Origin of the sequence: Corynebacterium pollutisoli (assembly GCF_900177745.1) — a bacterium.
Taxonomy (GTDB): Bacteria; Actinomycetota; Actinomycetes; order Mycobacteriales; family Mycobacteriaceae; genus Corynebacterium; species Corynebacterium pollutisoli.
The window spans coordinates 57,940-73,500 of record NZ_FXAR01000004.1 but is presented as its reverse complement, the minus strand read 5'-3'; the positions used below and the strand labels follow the sequence as shown (position 1 = coordinate 73,500).

Annotated in this window: 17 protein-coding genes; 8 read left to right on the top strand and 9 right to left on the bottom strand. The window is 70.1% G+C overall.

All coding sequences use genetic code 11. From position 1 onward, the window contains the following. Positions 1-7: 7 nt before the first annotated feature. The 4 genes from rimI to B9Y70_RS06595 all read right to left on the bottom strand — a co-directional run bounded on the left by rimI (position 8) and on the right by B9Y70_RS06595 (position 3,325). Positions 8-478 (bottom strand): ribosomal protein S18-alanine N-acetyltransferase, encoded by a 471-nt coding sequence (gene rimI, locus B9Y70_RS06610; protein WP_085549479.1) that lies wholly within the window; start codon positions 476-478, stop codon positions 8-10. Next, entirely contained in the window at positions 478-1,140 is a 663-nt protein-coding gene (gene tsaB / locus B9Y70_RS06605; RefSeq protein ID WP_085549478.1) for a tRNA (adenosine(37)-N6)-threonylcarbamoyltransferase complex dimerization subunit type 1 TsaB, read from the bottom strand. The genes rimI and tsaB overlap by 1 nt, the downstream gene beginning before the upstream one ends. 15 nt (positions 1,141-1,155) lie before the next feature. After that, the gene (locus B9Y70_RS06600; protein WP_085549477.1) at positions 1,156-1,641 is read right to left on the bottom strand and encodes a hypothetical protein; all 486 of its coding nucleotides are present in this window, start codon (positions 1,639-1,641) and stop codon (positions 1,156-1,158) included. 70 nt (positions 1,642-1,711) lie between these two features. Next, entirely contained in the window at positions 1,712-3,325 is a 1,614-nt protein-coding gene (locus B9Y70_RS06595; protein WP_085549636.1) for an aspartate:alanine exchanger family transporter, read from the bottom strand. Between the two features lie 131 nt (positions 3,326-3,456). Between B9Y70_RS06595 and B9Y70_RS06590 the strand changes: the two genes are divergently transcribed. Next, positions 3,457-4,905 (top strand): tryptophanase, encoded by a 1,449-nt coding sequence (locus B9Y70_RS06590; protein WP_085549476.1) that lies wholly within the window; start codon positions 3,457-3,459, stop codon positions 4,903-4,905. A gap of 327 nt (positions 4,906-5,232) precedes the next feature. Continuing rightward, positions 5,233-5,982 (top strand): hypothetical protein, encoded by a 750-nt coding sequence (locus tag B9Y70_RS06585; protein WP_085549475.1) that lies wholly within the window; start codon positions 5,233-5,235, stop codon positions 5,980-5,982. 12 nt (positions 5,983-5,994) lie between these two features. Here the strand turns inward: B9Y70_RS06585 and B9Y70_RS06580 are convergent, their stop codons facing one another. Next, the gene (locus B9Y70_RS06580) at positions 5,995-6,261 is read right to left on the bottom strand and encodes a hypothetical protein (RefSeq protein WP_085549474.1); all 267 of its coding nucleotides are present in this window, start codon (positions 6,259-6,261) and stop codon (positions 5,995-5,997) included. Positions 6,262-6,414: 153 nt separating this feature from the next. On the opposite strand from B9Y70_RS06580, the gene B9Y70_RS06575 reads away from it, so the two are divergent. The 3 genes from B9Y70_RS06575 to B9Y70_RS06565 are packed head-to-tail and all read left to right on the top strand — an operon-like array spanning position 6,415 to position 8,638. Then, positions 6,415-6,981: a lipoprotein LpqH gene (locus B9Y70_RS06575; RefSeq protein WP_085549473.1), complete on the top strand. Its 567-nt coding sequence runs from the start codon at positions 6,415-6,417 to the stop codon at positions 6,979-6,981. Positions 6,982-7,005: 24 nt separating this feature from the next. After that, positions 7,006-8,178 carry a CHAT domain-containing protein gene (locus B9Y70_RS06570; protein ID WP_085549472.1) on the top strand — a complete coding sequence of 391 codons (1,173 nt, stop codon included), beginning with the start codon at positions 7,006-7,008 and terminating at the stop codon, positions 8,176-8,178. Next, positions 8,168-8,638, top strand: coding sequence for a hypothetical protein (locus tag B9Y70_RS06565; RefSeq protein ID WP_085549471.1), 471 nt, complete (start codon positions 8,168-8,170; stop codon positions 8,636-8,638). The genes B9Y70_RS06570 and B9Y70_RS06565 overlap by 11 nt, the downstream gene beginning before the upstream one ends. On the opposite strand, the gene tsaE is transcribed toward B9Y70_RS06565, so the two are convergent. Genes tsaE through B9Y70_RS06550 form a run of 3 tightly spaced genes read right to left on the bottom strand, consistent with a single transcriptional unit; the run spans position 8,635 to position 11,328 of the window. Beyond that, a complete protein-coding gene (gene tsaE, locus B9Y70_RS06560; RefSeq protein ID WP_085549470.1) occupies positions 8,635-9,132 on the bottom strand; it encodes a tRNA (adenosine(37)-N6)-threonylcarbamoyltransferase complex ATPase subunit type 1 TsaE in 498 nt (165 codons plus the stop codon). The two genes, B9Y70_RS06565 and tsaE, sit on opposite strands and share 4 nt — an antisense overlap. Continuing rightward, a complete protein-coding gene (gene alr / locus B9Y70_RS06555) occupies positions 9,129-10,226 on the bottom strand; it encodes an alanine racemase (RefSeq protein ID WP_085549469.1) in 1,098 nt (365 codons plus the stop codon). The genes tsaE and alr overlap by 4 nt, the downstream gene beginning before the upstream one ends. Before the next feature lie 34 nt (positions 10,227-10,260). After that, positions 10,261-11,328 (bottom strand): maleylacetate reductase, encoded by a 1,068-nt coding sequence (locus B9Y70_RS06550; protein ID WP_085549468.1) that lies wholly within the window; start codon positions 11,326-11,328, stop codon positions 10,261-10,263. Positions 11,329-11,395: 67 nt separating this feature from the next. Here B9Y70_RS06550 and B9Y70_RS06545 point away from each other — a divergent pair, with 67 nt between their 5' ends. Together B9Y70_RS06545 and B9Y70_RS06540 are read left to right on the top strand one after the other, a co-directional pair. Continuing rightward, complete coding sequence (locus B9Y70_RS06545) at positions 11,396-11,593, top strand: ferredoxin (protein WP_085549467.1); 198 nt, start codon at positions 11,396-11,398, stop codon at positions 11,591-11,593. Then, positions 11,593-12,708 carry an NAD(P)/FAD-dependent oxidoreductase gene (locus B9Y70_RS06540; RefSeq protein ID WP_085549466.1) on the top strand — a complete coding sequence of 372 codons (1,116 nt, stop codon included), beginning with the start codon at positions 11,593-11,595 and terminating at the stop codon, positions 12,706-12,708. Before B9Y70_RS06545 ends, B9Y70_RS06540 begins: the two co-directional genes overlap by 1 nt. Here B9Y70_RS06540 and glmS read toward each other — a convergent pair whose 3' ends face one another. Further along, positions 12,709-14,553 (bottom strand): glutamine--fructose-6-phosphate transaminase (isomerizing), encoded by a 1,845-nt coding sequence (gene glmS, locus B9Y70_RS06535; RefSeq protein WP_085549465.1) that lies wholly within the window; start codon positions 14,551-14,553, stop codon positions 12,709-12,711. A 145-nt stretch (positions 14,554-14,698) separates the two neighbouring features. Here glmS and B9Y70_RS06530 point away from each other — a divergent pair, with 145 nt between their 5' ends. After that, positions 14,699-15,556, top strand: a complete 858-nt coding sequence (locus B9Y70_RS06530) for a dienelactone hydrolase family protein (protein ID WP_085549464.1) — start codon at positions 14,699-14,701, stop codon at positions 15,554-15,556. The last annotated feature ends 5 nt before the right edge of the window (positions 15,557-15,561 follow it).

Sequence of the window (15,561 nt, the reverse complement as noted above, 5' to 3'; positions counted from 1 at the left end):
CCCAAGGCTACACCCCGCGTCGTTCGCTTCCCGACGCCCGCTTCATCGTGAACGCGTCCGCCCCGGAGGGCTGGTAGTAGCGCCTGCGTTCCCCGATGATGCGGAAGTCGAAGGCCTCGTACATGGCGATGGCGGCCTCGTTGTCGGTGCGGACCTCGAGGAAGACCTCCCCGTCGAGTCCGTCGGCCAGCTGCATGAACTGGTCCATGAGCAGGCGCCCGAGCCCGCGGCGACGGTGCTCGGGGTCGACGCCGATGGTGTGGATCTCGAACTCCGGGTCGTGCCGGGGCCCGAGCTGGGAGATGCCGCCGTAGGCGAGCAGGTCATCGCCGTCGAAGACACCGAGGTAGAGGTTGGTGGGCTGTGCGAACTCCACGACGAAGATGTCGCGGGGCCACGGGTTGTCACCGGGGAAGAGCAGTTCCTCCAGCTCGGCGCAACGGGCGGCGTGCTCGAAGGTGAGGCGGCGGATCTCCATTACAGTTCCACCTCCGGGATGGCCGGGGACTTCGGCACGGCCTTGGGCGGCACGGCGTCGGGGCGGCGCAGGTAGAGCGGCACGAGGGGCTCCGGGGTGGCGGCGAGATCCGCGACGGCCACCAGCGACGCGGCGTCGGGGGCGAGGTCGTGGCGCGGCAGGTCCTGCAGCGCCTCCGGCAGCTGCGCGGCGAGGTGCTCCGGCACGGAGATGACGTCGACGTCGTGCGGCACCGCCAGTTCCGCGGGCTTGTCGACGCCCGGTCCGGTCGTGCGCACCCCGTCGTCGTAGGTGGCCCAGTAGATCTCGCGGCGGCGGGCGTCGGTGGCCACGAGGGCCCGCCCGGCCGGCAGGCGGCGGGCGATGGCGTCGTGGGAGCACACCCCGTGGACGGGGATGCCCAGGGCGTCACCGAAGGCGGCCCCGGAGGCCATGCCGACGCGCAGCCCGGTGAAGGGGCCGGGGCCGCAGCCGACGACGACGGCGTCAAGGTCGGGGAAGGTGACGCCGGCATCGGCGAGCAGGGCACGCACGGTGGGCGTGAGCTGCTCGTTGTGGGCGCGCGTGCCGGGTATCACCCGGTCGTGGGTGTTCCCGGTGGTGGTGTCGACCAGGCCGGTGACCAGGTCGGGGGTGGAGGTGTCGATCGCCAGTACAAGCACGACACCAGCCTAGTGCTAGTTGAGCAGCGCCCAACCACCCTGCTCGGTCTGGCCCAGCGGCAGCATGGCGCGGGCGTCGATGTACTGGCCCAGCGGGACGGTGCACAGGTCGATGTCGGCGCGGTCGATGCGGTCGAAGGCGTGGCCGCCGTCCGCGGAACGCAGCAGCAGGTAGTTGGTGTCCTCCGGGACGCCGGCGGCGCCGAGCTCCAGTTCGGAGGCGTCGACGTCGTAGTTCTGGGAGATGCCCTGCTCGCTCTCGAAGGAGCAGATGATGGCGGCGGCGACCCACTCCTCGCCGTAGAGGTCATGCGGCACGAGGCCGACGATGGACTGGTTGTTGTCCGCGGCGGCGGCGACACCACGCTCGAGGGCGCCGGCGGTGGCGAAGCGGGTCTCGGCGCCCGTGCCGGTGCGCATACCGATGAGCAGGGCCAGGACACCGATCCAGGCGACGACGAGGATGGCGATGAGGTAGCGGCCGGTGGTGGACAGACGCACGGGGTGACTCCTAGGTAGAACGGGGACAGACCCCGTTACCGTACTCCCTCCACCTGCCTGTCCGCTGGACCTACAGCAACAGGAGCAGGAGAATCTGGCTGGCGACGATCTTGCCGATCATCGCCGTGGGGTACACCGTGGCGTACCCGCGGGTGGCCAGCTCCGTGCCGGTCTGGCCGTTGAGGTAGGAGATGACCGCCGGGTTGGTGGTCGCACCGGCGGCCACGCCCATCGCCTCGTCCCAGGTCAGGCGCAGCACCAGCATGCCCACGACGGCACAGAGGAGGGCGGAGGCCACCGTGATGAACAGACCGGCCGCCATGACGGTGAGCGAGGAGGGGTCGGTGAGCGCGTCCTTGAACCCGGCACCCGCGGTGGTGCCCACGCCGGCCAGGAAGAGCGAGAGTCCCAGCGTGCTGAGCGTGTTGACGGCGTGGTACGGCATCGTCCACGTCACCGGACCCGTGCGGTGCAGCGCACCGAGGATGAGGCCCGCGACGATGGGACCGCCACCGAAACCGAGGGAGAGCACCGAACCGCCGGGCAACGGGATGGGGATCGAGCCGAGCAACAGACCGGCGAGCAGGCCGAGGGCGAAGGGCAGGAGGTCGGGGGCGGCGAGGGAACGTTCGGAGTCGCCGAGGAAGGCGCGGACCTCGCCCATGCGGTTGGGCGGGGCGACGACGCGGACGCGGTCGGAGTAGTTGAGCACGTCGTCGGCGTGCGGCACCTCCTCGGCGTCGCCGCGGCGGATGCGCGCGATCTGGAAGCCGGCGGAGACGGTGTCCAGGTCCTCGATCCGGCGGCCCACCACCCGCGGGTTGGAGACGGTGACGCGCTTGTACACCAGGTCGGTGCCCTCGATGGTCACCTGCGCGGGCTGGCCGAGGGCGCGCTGGGCGGTGACGATGTCCTCGCGGGTGCCGTTGATGAGCAGCACCATCCCCTCGTGGAGGCGGTCCGTGGGCGCGGCGAGGCTGTGGTCGGTGGGGCTGTGGACGATGCGGGTGGCGATGATCTCCGCCCCCGCCAGGGCCGGTAACTGTGCGACGGTGCCCTCGACGCCGGGCCCGATGAGCACGCCGTCCCACTGCAGCGGCGCGATGATGAGGCCCTCCCGGCGGGCGTCGGCCTCGTGGTCGACCCGCAGGAGCTTCGCGCCGATCGCGGCGACGAGGATGGAGCCGACGACGGCGCCGGGATAGGCCAGGGAGTAACCGATGACGGGCTCGCCGGCGCGGGTGGCGTCGATAAGCGAACCCCCCTCGACCATGTCCACGATCGCCGCCATGCCGGGGGTGGAGGTGAGCGCGCCGGCGAACATGCCGGCGCCGATGAGCTCGCCGAGGCCGAGCATCCGCACCACGCCGTAGGACACGCCCACCAGGGTCGCCAGCAGGAGCAGCATGAACACGGTGAGCCGCCAGCCGCGGGAGCGGAACTCCGCGAAGAACTGCGCGCCCGCGGTCAGGCCGATGGCGTAGACGAACATCGCCAGTCCGAGCTGGTAGAGCAGCGGCGGGATCTGGATGTCCGGGTTCGCGGTGGACAATCCCAGCGCCACGAAGAGCACCGCGGCCGCGCCGAGCGAGATGCCGAGGATGCGGATCTTGCCGAGGGCGAGACCGACGGTGAGGATCGCGATGAGCGCGATGAGGGGCTGGGCGGCGAGGAAATCCAACACGAGGCCCATTGAACGCCGGGGCGGGGGCGTCGGCAAGCGGCGGCCCATCGCCCCTGCCCGGCCGCTGCGTGAAACAATGACAGACGGTCTAGCCGAATTTCATTCATTCCCTTTCCTTAAGGAGTCTCACCGTGTCGAAGGTGACGTTCTTCCGCGGCCAGCAGCTGCCGCTCGAGATGCACAAGGTCCGCATCATCCAGAAGCTCACGCTTCTGCCGATCGAGGAGCGCCAGGAGGCCATGGCCCAGGCCGGCTACAACACCTTCCTCCTGGAGAACAAGGACGTCTTCCTCGACATGCTCACCGACTCCGGTGTCAACGCCATGTCCCAGGACCAGCAGGCCGCCATGCTCATGGCCGACGACGCCTACGCGGGCTCCGCCACCTACACCCGCCTCTACGACAAGCTCGTCGAGATCTTCGGCATGGAGTACTTCCTCCCCGCCCACCAGGGCCGCGCCGCGGAGAACATCATCAGCCAGGTGATGATCCGCCCCGACACCCTCGTGCCGATGAACTACCACTTCACCACCACGAAGCAGCACATCACCGTCAACGGTGCCGAGGTCGTCGAGCTGGTTATCCCCGAGGGCCTCGAGGTCACCTCGGACCACCCGTTCAAGGGCAACCTCGACGTCGGCGCGCTCCGCGGGCTCATCGACGAGCGCGGTGCCGACGCCCTGTCCTATGTGCGCATGGAGGCCGGCACCAACCTCATCGGCGGCCAGCCCTTCTCCGTGCAGAACCTGCGCGAGGTGTCCGAGGTGTGCCGCGAGCACTCCATCCCGCTCGTGCTGGACGCCTCCCTGCTGGCCGACAACCTTTACTTCAACAAGGTCCGCGAGGAATCCTGCCGGGATAAGTCCATCCGCGAGATCACCCGCGAGATCGCCGACCTGTGTGACGTCCTCTACTTCTCCGCCCGCAAGCTCGGCTTCGGTCGCGGCGGCGGCATCTGCATCCGCGACGAGGAGCTGTACAAGCAGATGCGCGGTTACGTCCCGATGTTCGAGGGCTTCCTCACCTACGGCGGCATGTCCGTCCGCGAGATGGAGGCCATCACCGTCGGCCTCGAGGAGACCATGGACGAGGACATGATCAATCAGGGTCCGCAGTTCATCGAGTACATGGTCACCGAGCTGGACAAGCGCAACATCCCGGTGATCACCCCGGCCGGCGGCCTCGGCGCCCACGTCGACGCCATGCGCTTCGTCGACCACATCCCGCAGAACGAGTACCCGGCCGCCTCCCTCGCCGCCGCCCTCTACGTCTGCTCGGGCGTCCGCGGCATGGAGCGGGGCACCATGTCCGAGGCCCGCGACGCCGACGGTGTCGAGCCGCTCGCCGACATGGAGCTCGTCCGCCTGGCCATGCCGCGCCGCGTGTTCACCCTCTCCCAGGTCAACTACGTCATCGACCGCCTCGACTGGCTGTACCAGAACCGCTCCCTCATCGGCGGCCTCGAGTGGGAGGAGGAGCCGGAGATCCTGCGCTTCTTTTACGGTCGACTCACCCCGAAGACCGACTGGCTGGAGAAGCTGGTGGCCAAGTTCCGCGAGGACTTCGGCGAGTCACTCTAGCGAGCTCATCGGAGCTTATCGGAGCTTATCGACGCCGCACGTAGCGCCGATCATGCCCGTTCCAGCGGAAACCGGGCATGATCGGCGCTTTTCCTGTCCCAGGGTGTAATTATTGTCAGAGTTTTCCCATGCACACCACAGATTGACTCTGACATCGTTTCTTACGTGAAAACACCCCCGAAAAGGGCTGCAATAACTGGACACTCATGGACTTTTCGACACTCCCCAACTCTCAAGTCTCAACTTTAACTTGAGTGTTGTAGCGTTGTAGCACATAGCAAGTGTCCGCCTGCTTCCGGACCTTCCCTCACCGAAAGAGACACAGTGATGAACAAGCGCATTGCGGCCACGATCGCCGGCTCCACCCTCGCCCTCCTGGCCCTCCAGGCCCCCGCCGCCCTCGCCGAGGGCACCGGCGAGATCATCGAGGTCGGCGACAAGTGCTACATCGAGAAGTCCATGACCGAGGAGAAGGTCGTGGGCACCCGCTCCGTCGCCGAGCACGCCACCCGCGAGGGCGAGTGGCCGGTCGGCGACGTCGAGGGCCCGGAGGGCTGGACCTTCGAGAAGCCGGAGTCCACCGGCCCGGACTCCGCCGAGCGCACCATCACCGCCACCATCCCCGCCGACACCCCCACCGGCGACTACACCGTGACCGTCTACCACTTCGGCTACAGCAAGAACCAGGTCCTCGAGCACGTCCCGTTCACCGTCGTGGAGGAGGAGATCACCGAGACCCGCACCTGGAAGGAGCGCGAGGAGATCACCTGCGAGGTCGAGGGTGACGAGGGCGGCAACGGCACCGAGGAAGGCACCGAGGAGGACGTCGAGTACCAGGTCCTGTCCGACTCCGCCACCAACACCGTCGACCACAAGGTCCTCGCCCAGCAGCAGGCGCTCAACGCCCCGGCTGCCGGCACCGCCACCCCGCAAGGTGCCCAGGCAGCCCCGGCCGCCGAGGTCACCCCGGCCCCGGCCGCCCAGCAGGTGCAGCTGGCCACCAACGGCACCAGCGGCACCCTCACCGTCCTCGCCGTCGCCGGTGGCGCGCTGCTGCTGTTCCGCCGCCGCGCGTAACCCCCGGGGCACCTACCCCCTGGGGTCCGGGTCCTCCACCCGCACCCCGTACTCCGCCGCCGCGATCCGGTACGCCTCCTGCAGGCCACCGATCCGCGGCGGCGCACTCACGAGGAGGGAGGGCCCGGCCACGCGGACCGCGGGAGTGGCCGCCACGAGGTCGATGATGTCGGCCACGGAGCGGTTGTCGCCGATCTCGAAGGCGAGGTGGCAGCACACCTCGACGGCCTCGGTCGCCCAGTAACGGGCGAACTCCCAGCGCGCGGCGGCGGTGTCCACCTGGAAGGACCACTACGGGCCGCTCTACCAGGCGGAAAGCGCGCTGCTTCTCGACGACTGGTGAGCTTTTCGTGATCGGTAGCCGCGGCCGATTCATACCTTGAGATCACCGGACAGCCACAGGGGCTGACCGGGGAAGACAAGGAGAACCTCATGTCCCGCACCGCCCTCAAGCTCACCGCCGCCGCCACCGCCCTCCTCGCCGGAGGCCTCGGACTCGCCGCTTGCACCGACTCCGGATCCGACACCGCATCCGCCGAATCCACCAGGGCCGCCGGGATCACCGCCGGCGACGTCGCCGTGTCCACCGACGGCTCCGGCGAGTGGAGCGCCAGCGTCGACGGCACGCCCATCGAGATCGACGACGCCACCGTCGTCTGCGCCGAGCAGGGTGACTCCATCTCCCTCTCCATCGCCTCCACCAGCATGACGGAGGCCACCGGGCTGAGCGCCGTCCTCGGCACCGGGGACTCCCCGGAGGTCCAGGCAGTCGGCATGGGCTCCACCGAGACCGGTGAGGCCCTGGCCTACGCCCCGAGGGGTGCCCGGCAACGAGGCCACCGCCACCCGCGACGGCGACACCTACACCGTCAGCGGCACCCTCATCGCCGCAGACATGAACAACCCGATGGCCGGCCCGCAGGAGAAGTCCTTCGAACTGGAGGTCATCTGCCCCTAATCCGCCCCACCCCTGCCCCGGCCCTCGGTCGGGGCCTTTAACCGTTCTGGTCTAGGTTGAGGGGCATGCACACGGTCCACCTCACGTACGCGGACGCGGTCACCACCTACTTCTCGTGGCGGGCCGCCGGCTCCGGGGACGTGCTCACCGCCCGGCTGATCCCGGCGCAGATGGACGCCCTGCGTGACTCCTTCCCCTGTACACTCCCCGACATCCACCCCGGGGAGGGGGCCGCGGACGCCCTGCGCCGCACCTTCCACGACGGGGCCTTCCGCTCCCCGCAGGACACGTGGACGTACTTCTCCCAGCTCGGGGCGATGCTCATCCCGCAGCAGCTCATCGCCCTGCTGCGCGGCGCGGGGCGCAGTCGGCTCATCATCCGGCCCTCCCCCAGCCTGGCCCAGGTGCCGTGGGCCGTGCTGCCCACCCACCCCGACGGCCGGCTGCTCGGGGAGCTGGCCGACGTGGTGCTGGGGGTGCCCGATTCCGTCCGCGCGCTCGCCGGGGCTCCCCACGACGGCGACGCGGACCTCATGGTCATCGACCCGAAGATCCCGGGGCAGCCCCCGACCGGCCCGCTGGGGTCGGTCCTGGGCCGCCCCGTCGACACCGACCCGCTGGCCCCGCTCGTCCGCCCCACCACCCTGCCCGCGGCCGACACCTACTCCGGGTTGGCCCGCGTACCGATGTCACGGCAGGAGTTCCTCGCCTCCTCCGCCCGGGCCGGCTCGTTGCTGTTCGTCGGGCACGTCTCCGCCGCCGGGGAGGAGACGGCCAGCGCCGAATCCTCCACGCTGCACCTCTCGGAACCGGTGACGGCGGGCGACCTGCTGCGGGCCGGATGGCGGGCACCACGGCGGGTGGGTCTCATCGGCTGCTCCTCGGGCTCTGACCTGCGCTATCCCGAGCCGTTCGGCCTGGCGACGGCCGCTGTCGCCTGCGGTGCGCAGACCGTCGTCGCCAGCCTGTGGACCCTGCCCACCGAGGCCACCCTCCCCGCGGGGATGCACCCGCTGCGTGAGCTCGTCCTCGCCACCGACCGTGCCCTGCAGTCCGCCGACCCGGCGCGCACGCTCCTCGACTGGCAGCTGGCCAAGGCGCGGGCGTGGTTCTCCACGGGGGCACCGGCGGACAATCCGGCATGGTGGGCGGCCCCCGCGCTCACCGAGCGTGCGCCCGCCCGGGAAGTTAGGGTGTGGAATGCTCGGCCTCATCACAGGAGGAACCATGACCATTGAATCGTTCAGCCACGTCCTGTCCACCGCACTCATCGAGACCCTCGAGCACCACACCGACCGCCTGCCGGGAGACAAGATCTACGGTGCCACCCTCGTGCGCACCGGATCCACCCTCATCCCGTCCTTCAATGTCCTCGCCGATCTCGGCGACGACTGCCTCTCCCCGGTCCACCGCTGGTCCCCCGCGTCCTGCGGCCTGGCCCTGCAGACTCCCCGCCTCACCGAGGTCTGCGCGCTTTTCGACGCCCACCTCGACTCCACCCCGGCCCTCACCCGGGCCCTCGGCTCGCAGCCGCTGCGCGCCACCTTCGCCCGCCTGGGCGCCGAGCCCATCCTCTACATCTACGACGAGACCGCCGGCGGCATCGAGCGTCGCTCCTTCACCAGCCTCAACGCCGGACGCGAATCCGAGCCCTACTACGTGCAGGCCGCGAAGCTCGTCGCCGGCGGGGACAGCTAGTCCGCCTGCTCCACCCACCGCCAGCTGATGATCCGCGCCTCCGACCCGGGGTCGCGGATCACGGCCGTTTCGCGGTCGAACTGCACGAGCAGGTAGCGCTCGGCGATCTGCTCGACGAGACCGCCGCCCCATTCGGCGACGACGACGGCGTCGGCGAGCTCGGTGTCCAGGTCCAGGGCGTCGAGCTCCCCCAGCGGATCGCCCGAGGAGCCCTCCCCGAGCATCCGGTAGGCGTCGAGATGGATGAGCGTGGGGCCGCCGACGGTCGAGCGGTGTTCGCGGGCGATGACGAACGTCGGGGAGGTCACCCGGCCCTTGACCTGCAGACCGCGGGCCAGGCCCTGGGTGAAGGTGGTCTTGCCGGCACCGAGGGGGCCGTCGAGGATGACCACGTCCCCGGCCTGCAGGGAGCGGCCCATGTCCTCGGCGAAGGCCCGGGTGTCCTCGGCGGTGGCCAGTTCGCGGGTGCCTTCCGGCGGGAACGTCTCGGTCACAGGTCGATGCCTCCCTCGTACTCGCGGACGGTGCGGCCCGTCGGGCGGCAGATGATCTCGTAGTTGATGGTGTCCGTGGCCTCCGCCAGTTCGGTGGCGCTCATGCCGCCCTCACCGAAGAGGACGGCCTCATCGCCGGGCCGCACGTCGAACTCGTTCTGGCCGAGGGAGACGACGATCTGGTCCATGCACACGCGCCCCACCTGCGGGTACAGCTTGCCGCCGATGCCCACCTGCAGTTTGCCCTGCCACCAGCGGGGCACGCCGTCGGCATACCCGGCGGGGACGACGGCCAGCCAGCCGTCCTCCTCAGCGGTCCAGGTGTGGTTGTAGGAGGTGGACTCGCCCGCCGCGACGGGCTTGACCACGAGCACCCGGCCGATCCAGCTCATGGCCGGCTTGAGGCCGGGATCGACGCCCGGGATCGGGGACAGTCCGTACATCGACAGGCCCACGCGCACGAGCTCGTGATGCAGGTCGGGGCGGGTGAGGGTGCCCGGGGAGTTGCACAGGTGGTTCTCCGGGACCTCCAGCCCCAGCGACCGCGCGAGAGTGATGGCCCGCCCGAGGGCCTCCCCCTGCCGGTCATTCATCGGGTTGTCCGGCTCGTCGGCGCAGGCCAGGTGGGAGAAGATGCCGGTCACGGTGAGGTGCTCGGCGTCACGCAGCAGGGTGAACACCTGCGCCCAGTCGGCCTCGTCGACACCGGAGCGGTGCAGGCCGGTGTCGACCTTGACGGAGACCCGGGCGGGCACGGCCGCGTCGACGAGCGCCTGCGCATGGGCGACCGACGGCACGCCCAACCGGATGTTGAGGGACAGCGCCTCCGCGACATCCTGCTCCGGGGACCAGATCCACGCGAGGATCGGCTTGGACACACCCGACTCCCGCAGGTTGATCGCCTCCCGCAGCGTGGCCACGCCGAAACGGTCGGCGCCGTTGGCCGCCATCACCTGCGCCACCCGGGCCGCCCCGTGACCGTACGCGTCGGCCTTCACCACCGCCATGAGGAGGACATCCCCCACCAGGTCCTTGAGCAGGCGGGTGTTGTGGGCGATGGCGTCCAGGTCGATGCGGGTGGTCAGAAGATCCATGGATGCTATTGTGCCACTCCCGGTGACACGTGGCTCAGACCTGCCCGGCGCCTAGGGCTCCCCGCAGCAGCTCGGTGAGGTTCTCCCTCGTCACCGGGTGCGGGTTGCCCGCGGGCACGGCCGCCAGGGCCTGCTCGACGACGGTGGGGATGCCCTCGGCGGTGAAGCCGAGCGCGGCGAGGGAGCGCGGGGCGTCGAGAAGCTCGCGGAGATGCGCCAGCCCCTCCACAGCCGACGGCGCACCGAAGGCCGCGGCGAGGCGGCGCTCCGCCGCGGGGGCGTACGGCGCGTTGAAGGCGAGGACGTGCGGCAGGACGACGGCGTGGGTCTGCGCGTGGGGCAGGTTGAAGGTGCCGCCGAGGATGTGGCAGAGCTTGTGGTGCAGGCCCGATCCGGCGGAGGCGAAGGACACCGCGGAGAGGTACGCGCCGTAGAGGGCGAGGTCGCGGCCGTCGCGGCCGTCGCTGCCCTGCGGGTCGCGGACGATCTGCGGCAGCCCCTCCGCCAGGGCGCGGACACCCTCGGTGGCCAGGGCGGCGTTGATGGGGTCGGCGCGCGGGGCCCACAGCGAGTCGACGCAGTGCGCCAGTCCGTTGAGCCCGGAGGCCACGGACATCTCCACGGGCAGGCTGAGGGTGAGGTGGGAGTCGTAGATGACGGTGACGGGCAGGACGCGGTCGTCGGTGCCGGTGGTCTTGCGCTCGTTCTCGGTGAGGCCCCACACGTTGGTGGCCTCGGAGCCGGCGTAGGTGGTGGGCACGGCGATGGAGGGGATTCCGCTGGTCAGGGCGACGGCCTTGGCCAGCCCGATGACCGAGCCGCCGCCGACGGCCACCATGAGGTCGATGTCGTGCCGCCGGGCGACGTCCCGCGCCCGCTCCGCCACCTCCACGGGGACGTGCATGGCGACGTCGGTGTGATGGACGGCGACGTCGATGAGCCCGGCCACCTCCCGGGCCTGCTCCACGCCCCGTTCCGAGGAGATGACCATGAGGCGGGCGGCCCCGAGGCGCTCGACCTCGGCCCGCAGGTGCTCGGCGGCGCGGCCGGCCCCGAGCATGACGCGCTGGCCGAGGGTGTCGTGGGTGAAGTGCAGACTCATGCGGGCCAGCGTAGATCGTGATGAAATATCCATCGACTTCCCGGGTTTATTCTGCGATTCTGGTCACATGACCCGCCTACATCTCGACACCAACCGCTGCGAGGCCCACGGGCTGTGCGAGCAGGCCGCCCCCGACCTCGTCCACCTCGACGACGATGACACCCTCATCATCGACGTCCCCGGTGACCTCGACGCCGACCATCTCGACGCCGCCCGCGACGCCGTCCGCGCCTGCCCGGTTACCGCCCTCTCCCTGGTGGAGTGATGGACCGGATCGTCATCGTCGGCCACAGCATCGCCGGCGTGACCTGCGGGGACACCCTCCGCCGCCGGGGTTTCGACGGCGAGCTCACCTACGTCGGTGCCGAGGACGTCCCCGCCTACCCGCGCCCCTCCCTGTCCAAGGCGGCGCTGCACCCCGACCCGGTCGACATCGCCCCGCTGCCGACCTTCGCCGCGGCCACCGAGATCCTCGGCCACCGCGCCGTCGCGCTCGAACCGGAGGCCGTGCTTCTCGACGACGGCCGGGCGCTGCCCTACGACGGCCTCGTCATCGCCACTGGGTCGCGTGCCCGCCGCCTCACCGACTCACCGCGCGAATACACCCTCCGGTCCCTGGCCGACGCCGAGGCATTGCGCGCCCGCCTGCTGGAACGCCCCCGGGTGACGGTCATCGGCGGCGGACCCCTCGGCATGGAGGTGGCGTCCGGCGCGGTCGGCCTGGGCTGCGAGGTCACCCTCCTCAACCCCGGCACTCCGCTGGCCCGGCACCTCGGCCCGCTGCTCGGCGGGATCCTCGCGTCCTTGGCGGCGGAGGCGGGCGTGCGGATCCTCGACACCGTCGTCGAGTCCGTCACGGAGACCGCCGAGGGCATGGCCGTGACACTCCCGTCCGGTGAGGTCCTCGAGTCCGACATCGTGTTCACCGGCATCGGCGACGACCCCGAGGTCGACTGGCTCGCCTCCTCCGGACTGCTTGTCGACGGCCGCCTCATCGTCGACACCCGACAGCGTGTCCTCGGCCACCCCGGGATCGTCGCCGCCGGTGACGTGTGCTGGCTCGACGACCCCGCCGGCCCGCGCCGCTCCCCCGTGTGGACCTCCGCCCTCGAGCAGGGGCGCGTCGCCGCGGACGGACTGCTGCTCGGGGACGACGCCCCCGAACGCGACCACCCCTTCTACTTCTGGACCGACCAGTGGGGCGTGAGCCTCAAGGTCTCCGGCACCCCGCCCCGAGAGGACGTGGCGCCGGTGGTGGTCAAGGGCTCGGTGGACGAACGCTCCTTCGTCATCCACTGGCCCGGACACGGGGCCGCCGCGGCCCTGGACATGCGGATGCCCGTGCCGCGGCTGCACAAGCTGGCGGCATCCCGCGGGTGACTACTCGACGGTGACAGACTTGGCCAGGTTGCGCGGCTTGTCGATGTCCTCGTTGCCGCATTCACGCGCGATGTCGGCGGCGAGGAACTGCAGCGGCACCGTGGCCAGGAGGGGCTGCATGATCGAGGAGGTCGCGGGGATCTCGATGAGGTAGTTGGCGAACTCGCGCACGGCCTCGTCGCCCTCCTCGGCGATGACGATGGTCTGCGCACCACGGGCCCGGATCTCCTGGATGTTGGACACGATCTTGGAGTGCAGCAGCTTGACGCCGCGCGGGGAGGGCACCACGACGACGACCGGCAGGTCATCCTCGATGAGCGCGATCGGGCCGTGCTTGAGTTCACCGGCCGGGAAGCCCTCGGCGTGGATGTAGGCGAGCTCCTTGAGCTTGAGCGCCCCCTCCAGCGCGACGGGGAAGCCGACGCCGCGGCCGAGGAAGAGCATGGTCTGGACGGCGCCGAGCTCGTCGGCGATGCCGGCCATCTGCTCGCGGACGTCGAGAAGCTCCTCGATCTTGGCGGGGATCTCCTCGAGGGAGGCCCAGATCTCGGCGATCTCGTCGGGGTACTTCGTGCCCTTGGCCTGGGCGAGCGCCAGGCCGACGATGTAGTTGGCGGCGACCTGCGCGAGGAACGCCTTCGTGGAGGCGACGCCGATCTCCGGCCCGGCGTGGGTGTACAGGACGGCGTCGGACTCGCGCGGGATCTGGGAACCGTTGGTGTTGCACACGGCCAGCACCTTCGCGCCCTGGGTCTTGGCGTGGCGGACGGCCTCGAGGGTGTCGGCGGTCTCGCCGGACTGGGAGATGGCGAGGACGAGGGTGCGCTCATCGAGAACCGGGTCGCGGTAGCGGAACTCGGAGGCCACCTCGATCTGCACGGGGATGCGCACCCAGTGCTCGATGGCGTACTTGGCCAGCAGGCCGGAGTGGTAGGCGGAGCCGCAGGCCACGACGAAGACCTGGTTGATGGACTTGAGGTCCGTCTCGGAGATGTCCGACTCGTCGAGGAAGACGCGCCCGTCGTGGAAGTGGCCACCGAGGGTGTCGCGGACGGCGGCGGGCTGCTCGTGGATCTCCTTCATCATGAAGGAGTCGAAACCGCCCTTCTCGGCGGCGGCGAGGTCCCAGTCGATGGTGAAGGGACGGCCCTCGGCAGCGGTGCCGTCGAAGTTGAGCACCTCGTAGCCGTCACGGGTGATGACGACCACGTTGTCCTGGTCCAGCTCCACCGCGTTCTTCGTGTACTCGATGAAGGCGGCGACATCTGAACCGAGGAACATCTCCCCCTCGCCGACGCCGACGATGAGCGGGGTCGAGCGGCGGGCCGCGATGATCTGGTCCGGGTGATCGGCGTGCGTGAACAGCAGCGTGAACGCGCCCTCGAGGCGCCCCAGGACGGCGAGCGCCGAGGCCCGGAAGTCCCCGGCAGTCTCCCCCTCGTTGTACGCGCGGGCCAGCAGATGGGCGGCGACCTCCGAGTCGGTGTCGGAGTTGAGGGTGATGCCGGCGTCGACAAGCTCCTGACGCAGCGGGGCGAAGTTCTCGATGATGCCGTTGTGCACGATGGCCGCGCGGCCGTCGAAGGAGACGTGCGGGTGCGCGTTCTCGTCGGTGGGGCGACCGTGGGTGGCCCATCGAGTGTGACCGATGGCGGTGGTGCCCGGCATGTCCCCGAGGACCGCCTCGAGGTTGGCGAGCTTGCCCGCCTTCTTCACCACGGAGATCCCCCCGTTGTTGACGGCGATGCCCGACGAGTCGTACCCGCGGTACTCCATGCGTCGCAGCGCCTCCAGCGCGAGGCTCAGTCCCTGTCGTTCACCGACGTATCCAACGATTCCACACATGGGGGAAATCGTAGACGACACCGCCTTTCCCATAACAGGTATCACCGCTTATCGACGCCCCCTTTTCCTCCCCGTCCGCGCCCTCAACACCCGGTTTTCCGCGGTGTGACGTTCATAACGCCCCCGTTGACGTTATCCTGGGGACGTGTCTGCGAATCTGAAGAAGCATCTGGCCCAGTTGTCCAAGCGTGGCCCGCACCGCGTGCTCGTCGGCGACCTCGACTACGCCGGCCTGCCCGGCAAGGTCTACGCCCCCGCGGAAGGCAACGGAGTTCCCGCCGTCGCCTTCGGCCATGACTGGATCAAGTCCGTCAAGGCCTACCACGCGACGCTGCGCCACCTCGCCAGCTGGGGCATCGTCGTCACCGCCCCCGACACCGAGACCGGCCTCGCCCCCGACCACCGCGGCTTCTCCGCCGACCTCGAGTCCTCTCTCCAGATCGCCGCCGGCGTCAAGCTCGGCCAGGGCAAGGTCACCGTCGCCCCCGGCAAGCTCGGCGTCATCGGCCACGGCATGGGCGGCGGCGCCGCCATCCTCTGCGCCGCCAACAACCCGCGCGTCAAGGCCGTCGCCGCCATCTACCCCGCCGCCACCGCCCCGCCCGCCGTCGAGGCGGCCCGCGCCGTCACCGTTCCCGGACTCATCATCGGGGGCGGCCACCCCGGACTCATCGGCGACCTCCTCGACCCCGGCAACCCCGCCAAGGTCGCGTTCAACTGGGGCGGCGACGTCATTTACCGCGAGGTGAAGAACGGCAACCAGGCCACCTTCACCGAGGACACCTTCGTCAAGCTGGCCCTCGGCCAGGGCCTCCCGCGCTACTCCGCCCAGGAGACCGCCCGCGGCCTGCTCACCGGTTTCCTCCTCCACCAGCTCGCCGGAGAGCGCAAGTACTCCGACTTCTCCGAGCAGATGGCCGAAGGCCCCGGCGTCACCTCCTTCTCCGACGCCGACCTCGCCGACAAGGCCGGCATCGACCTGGGATCCAGCACCAAGCTGTAGCCCCG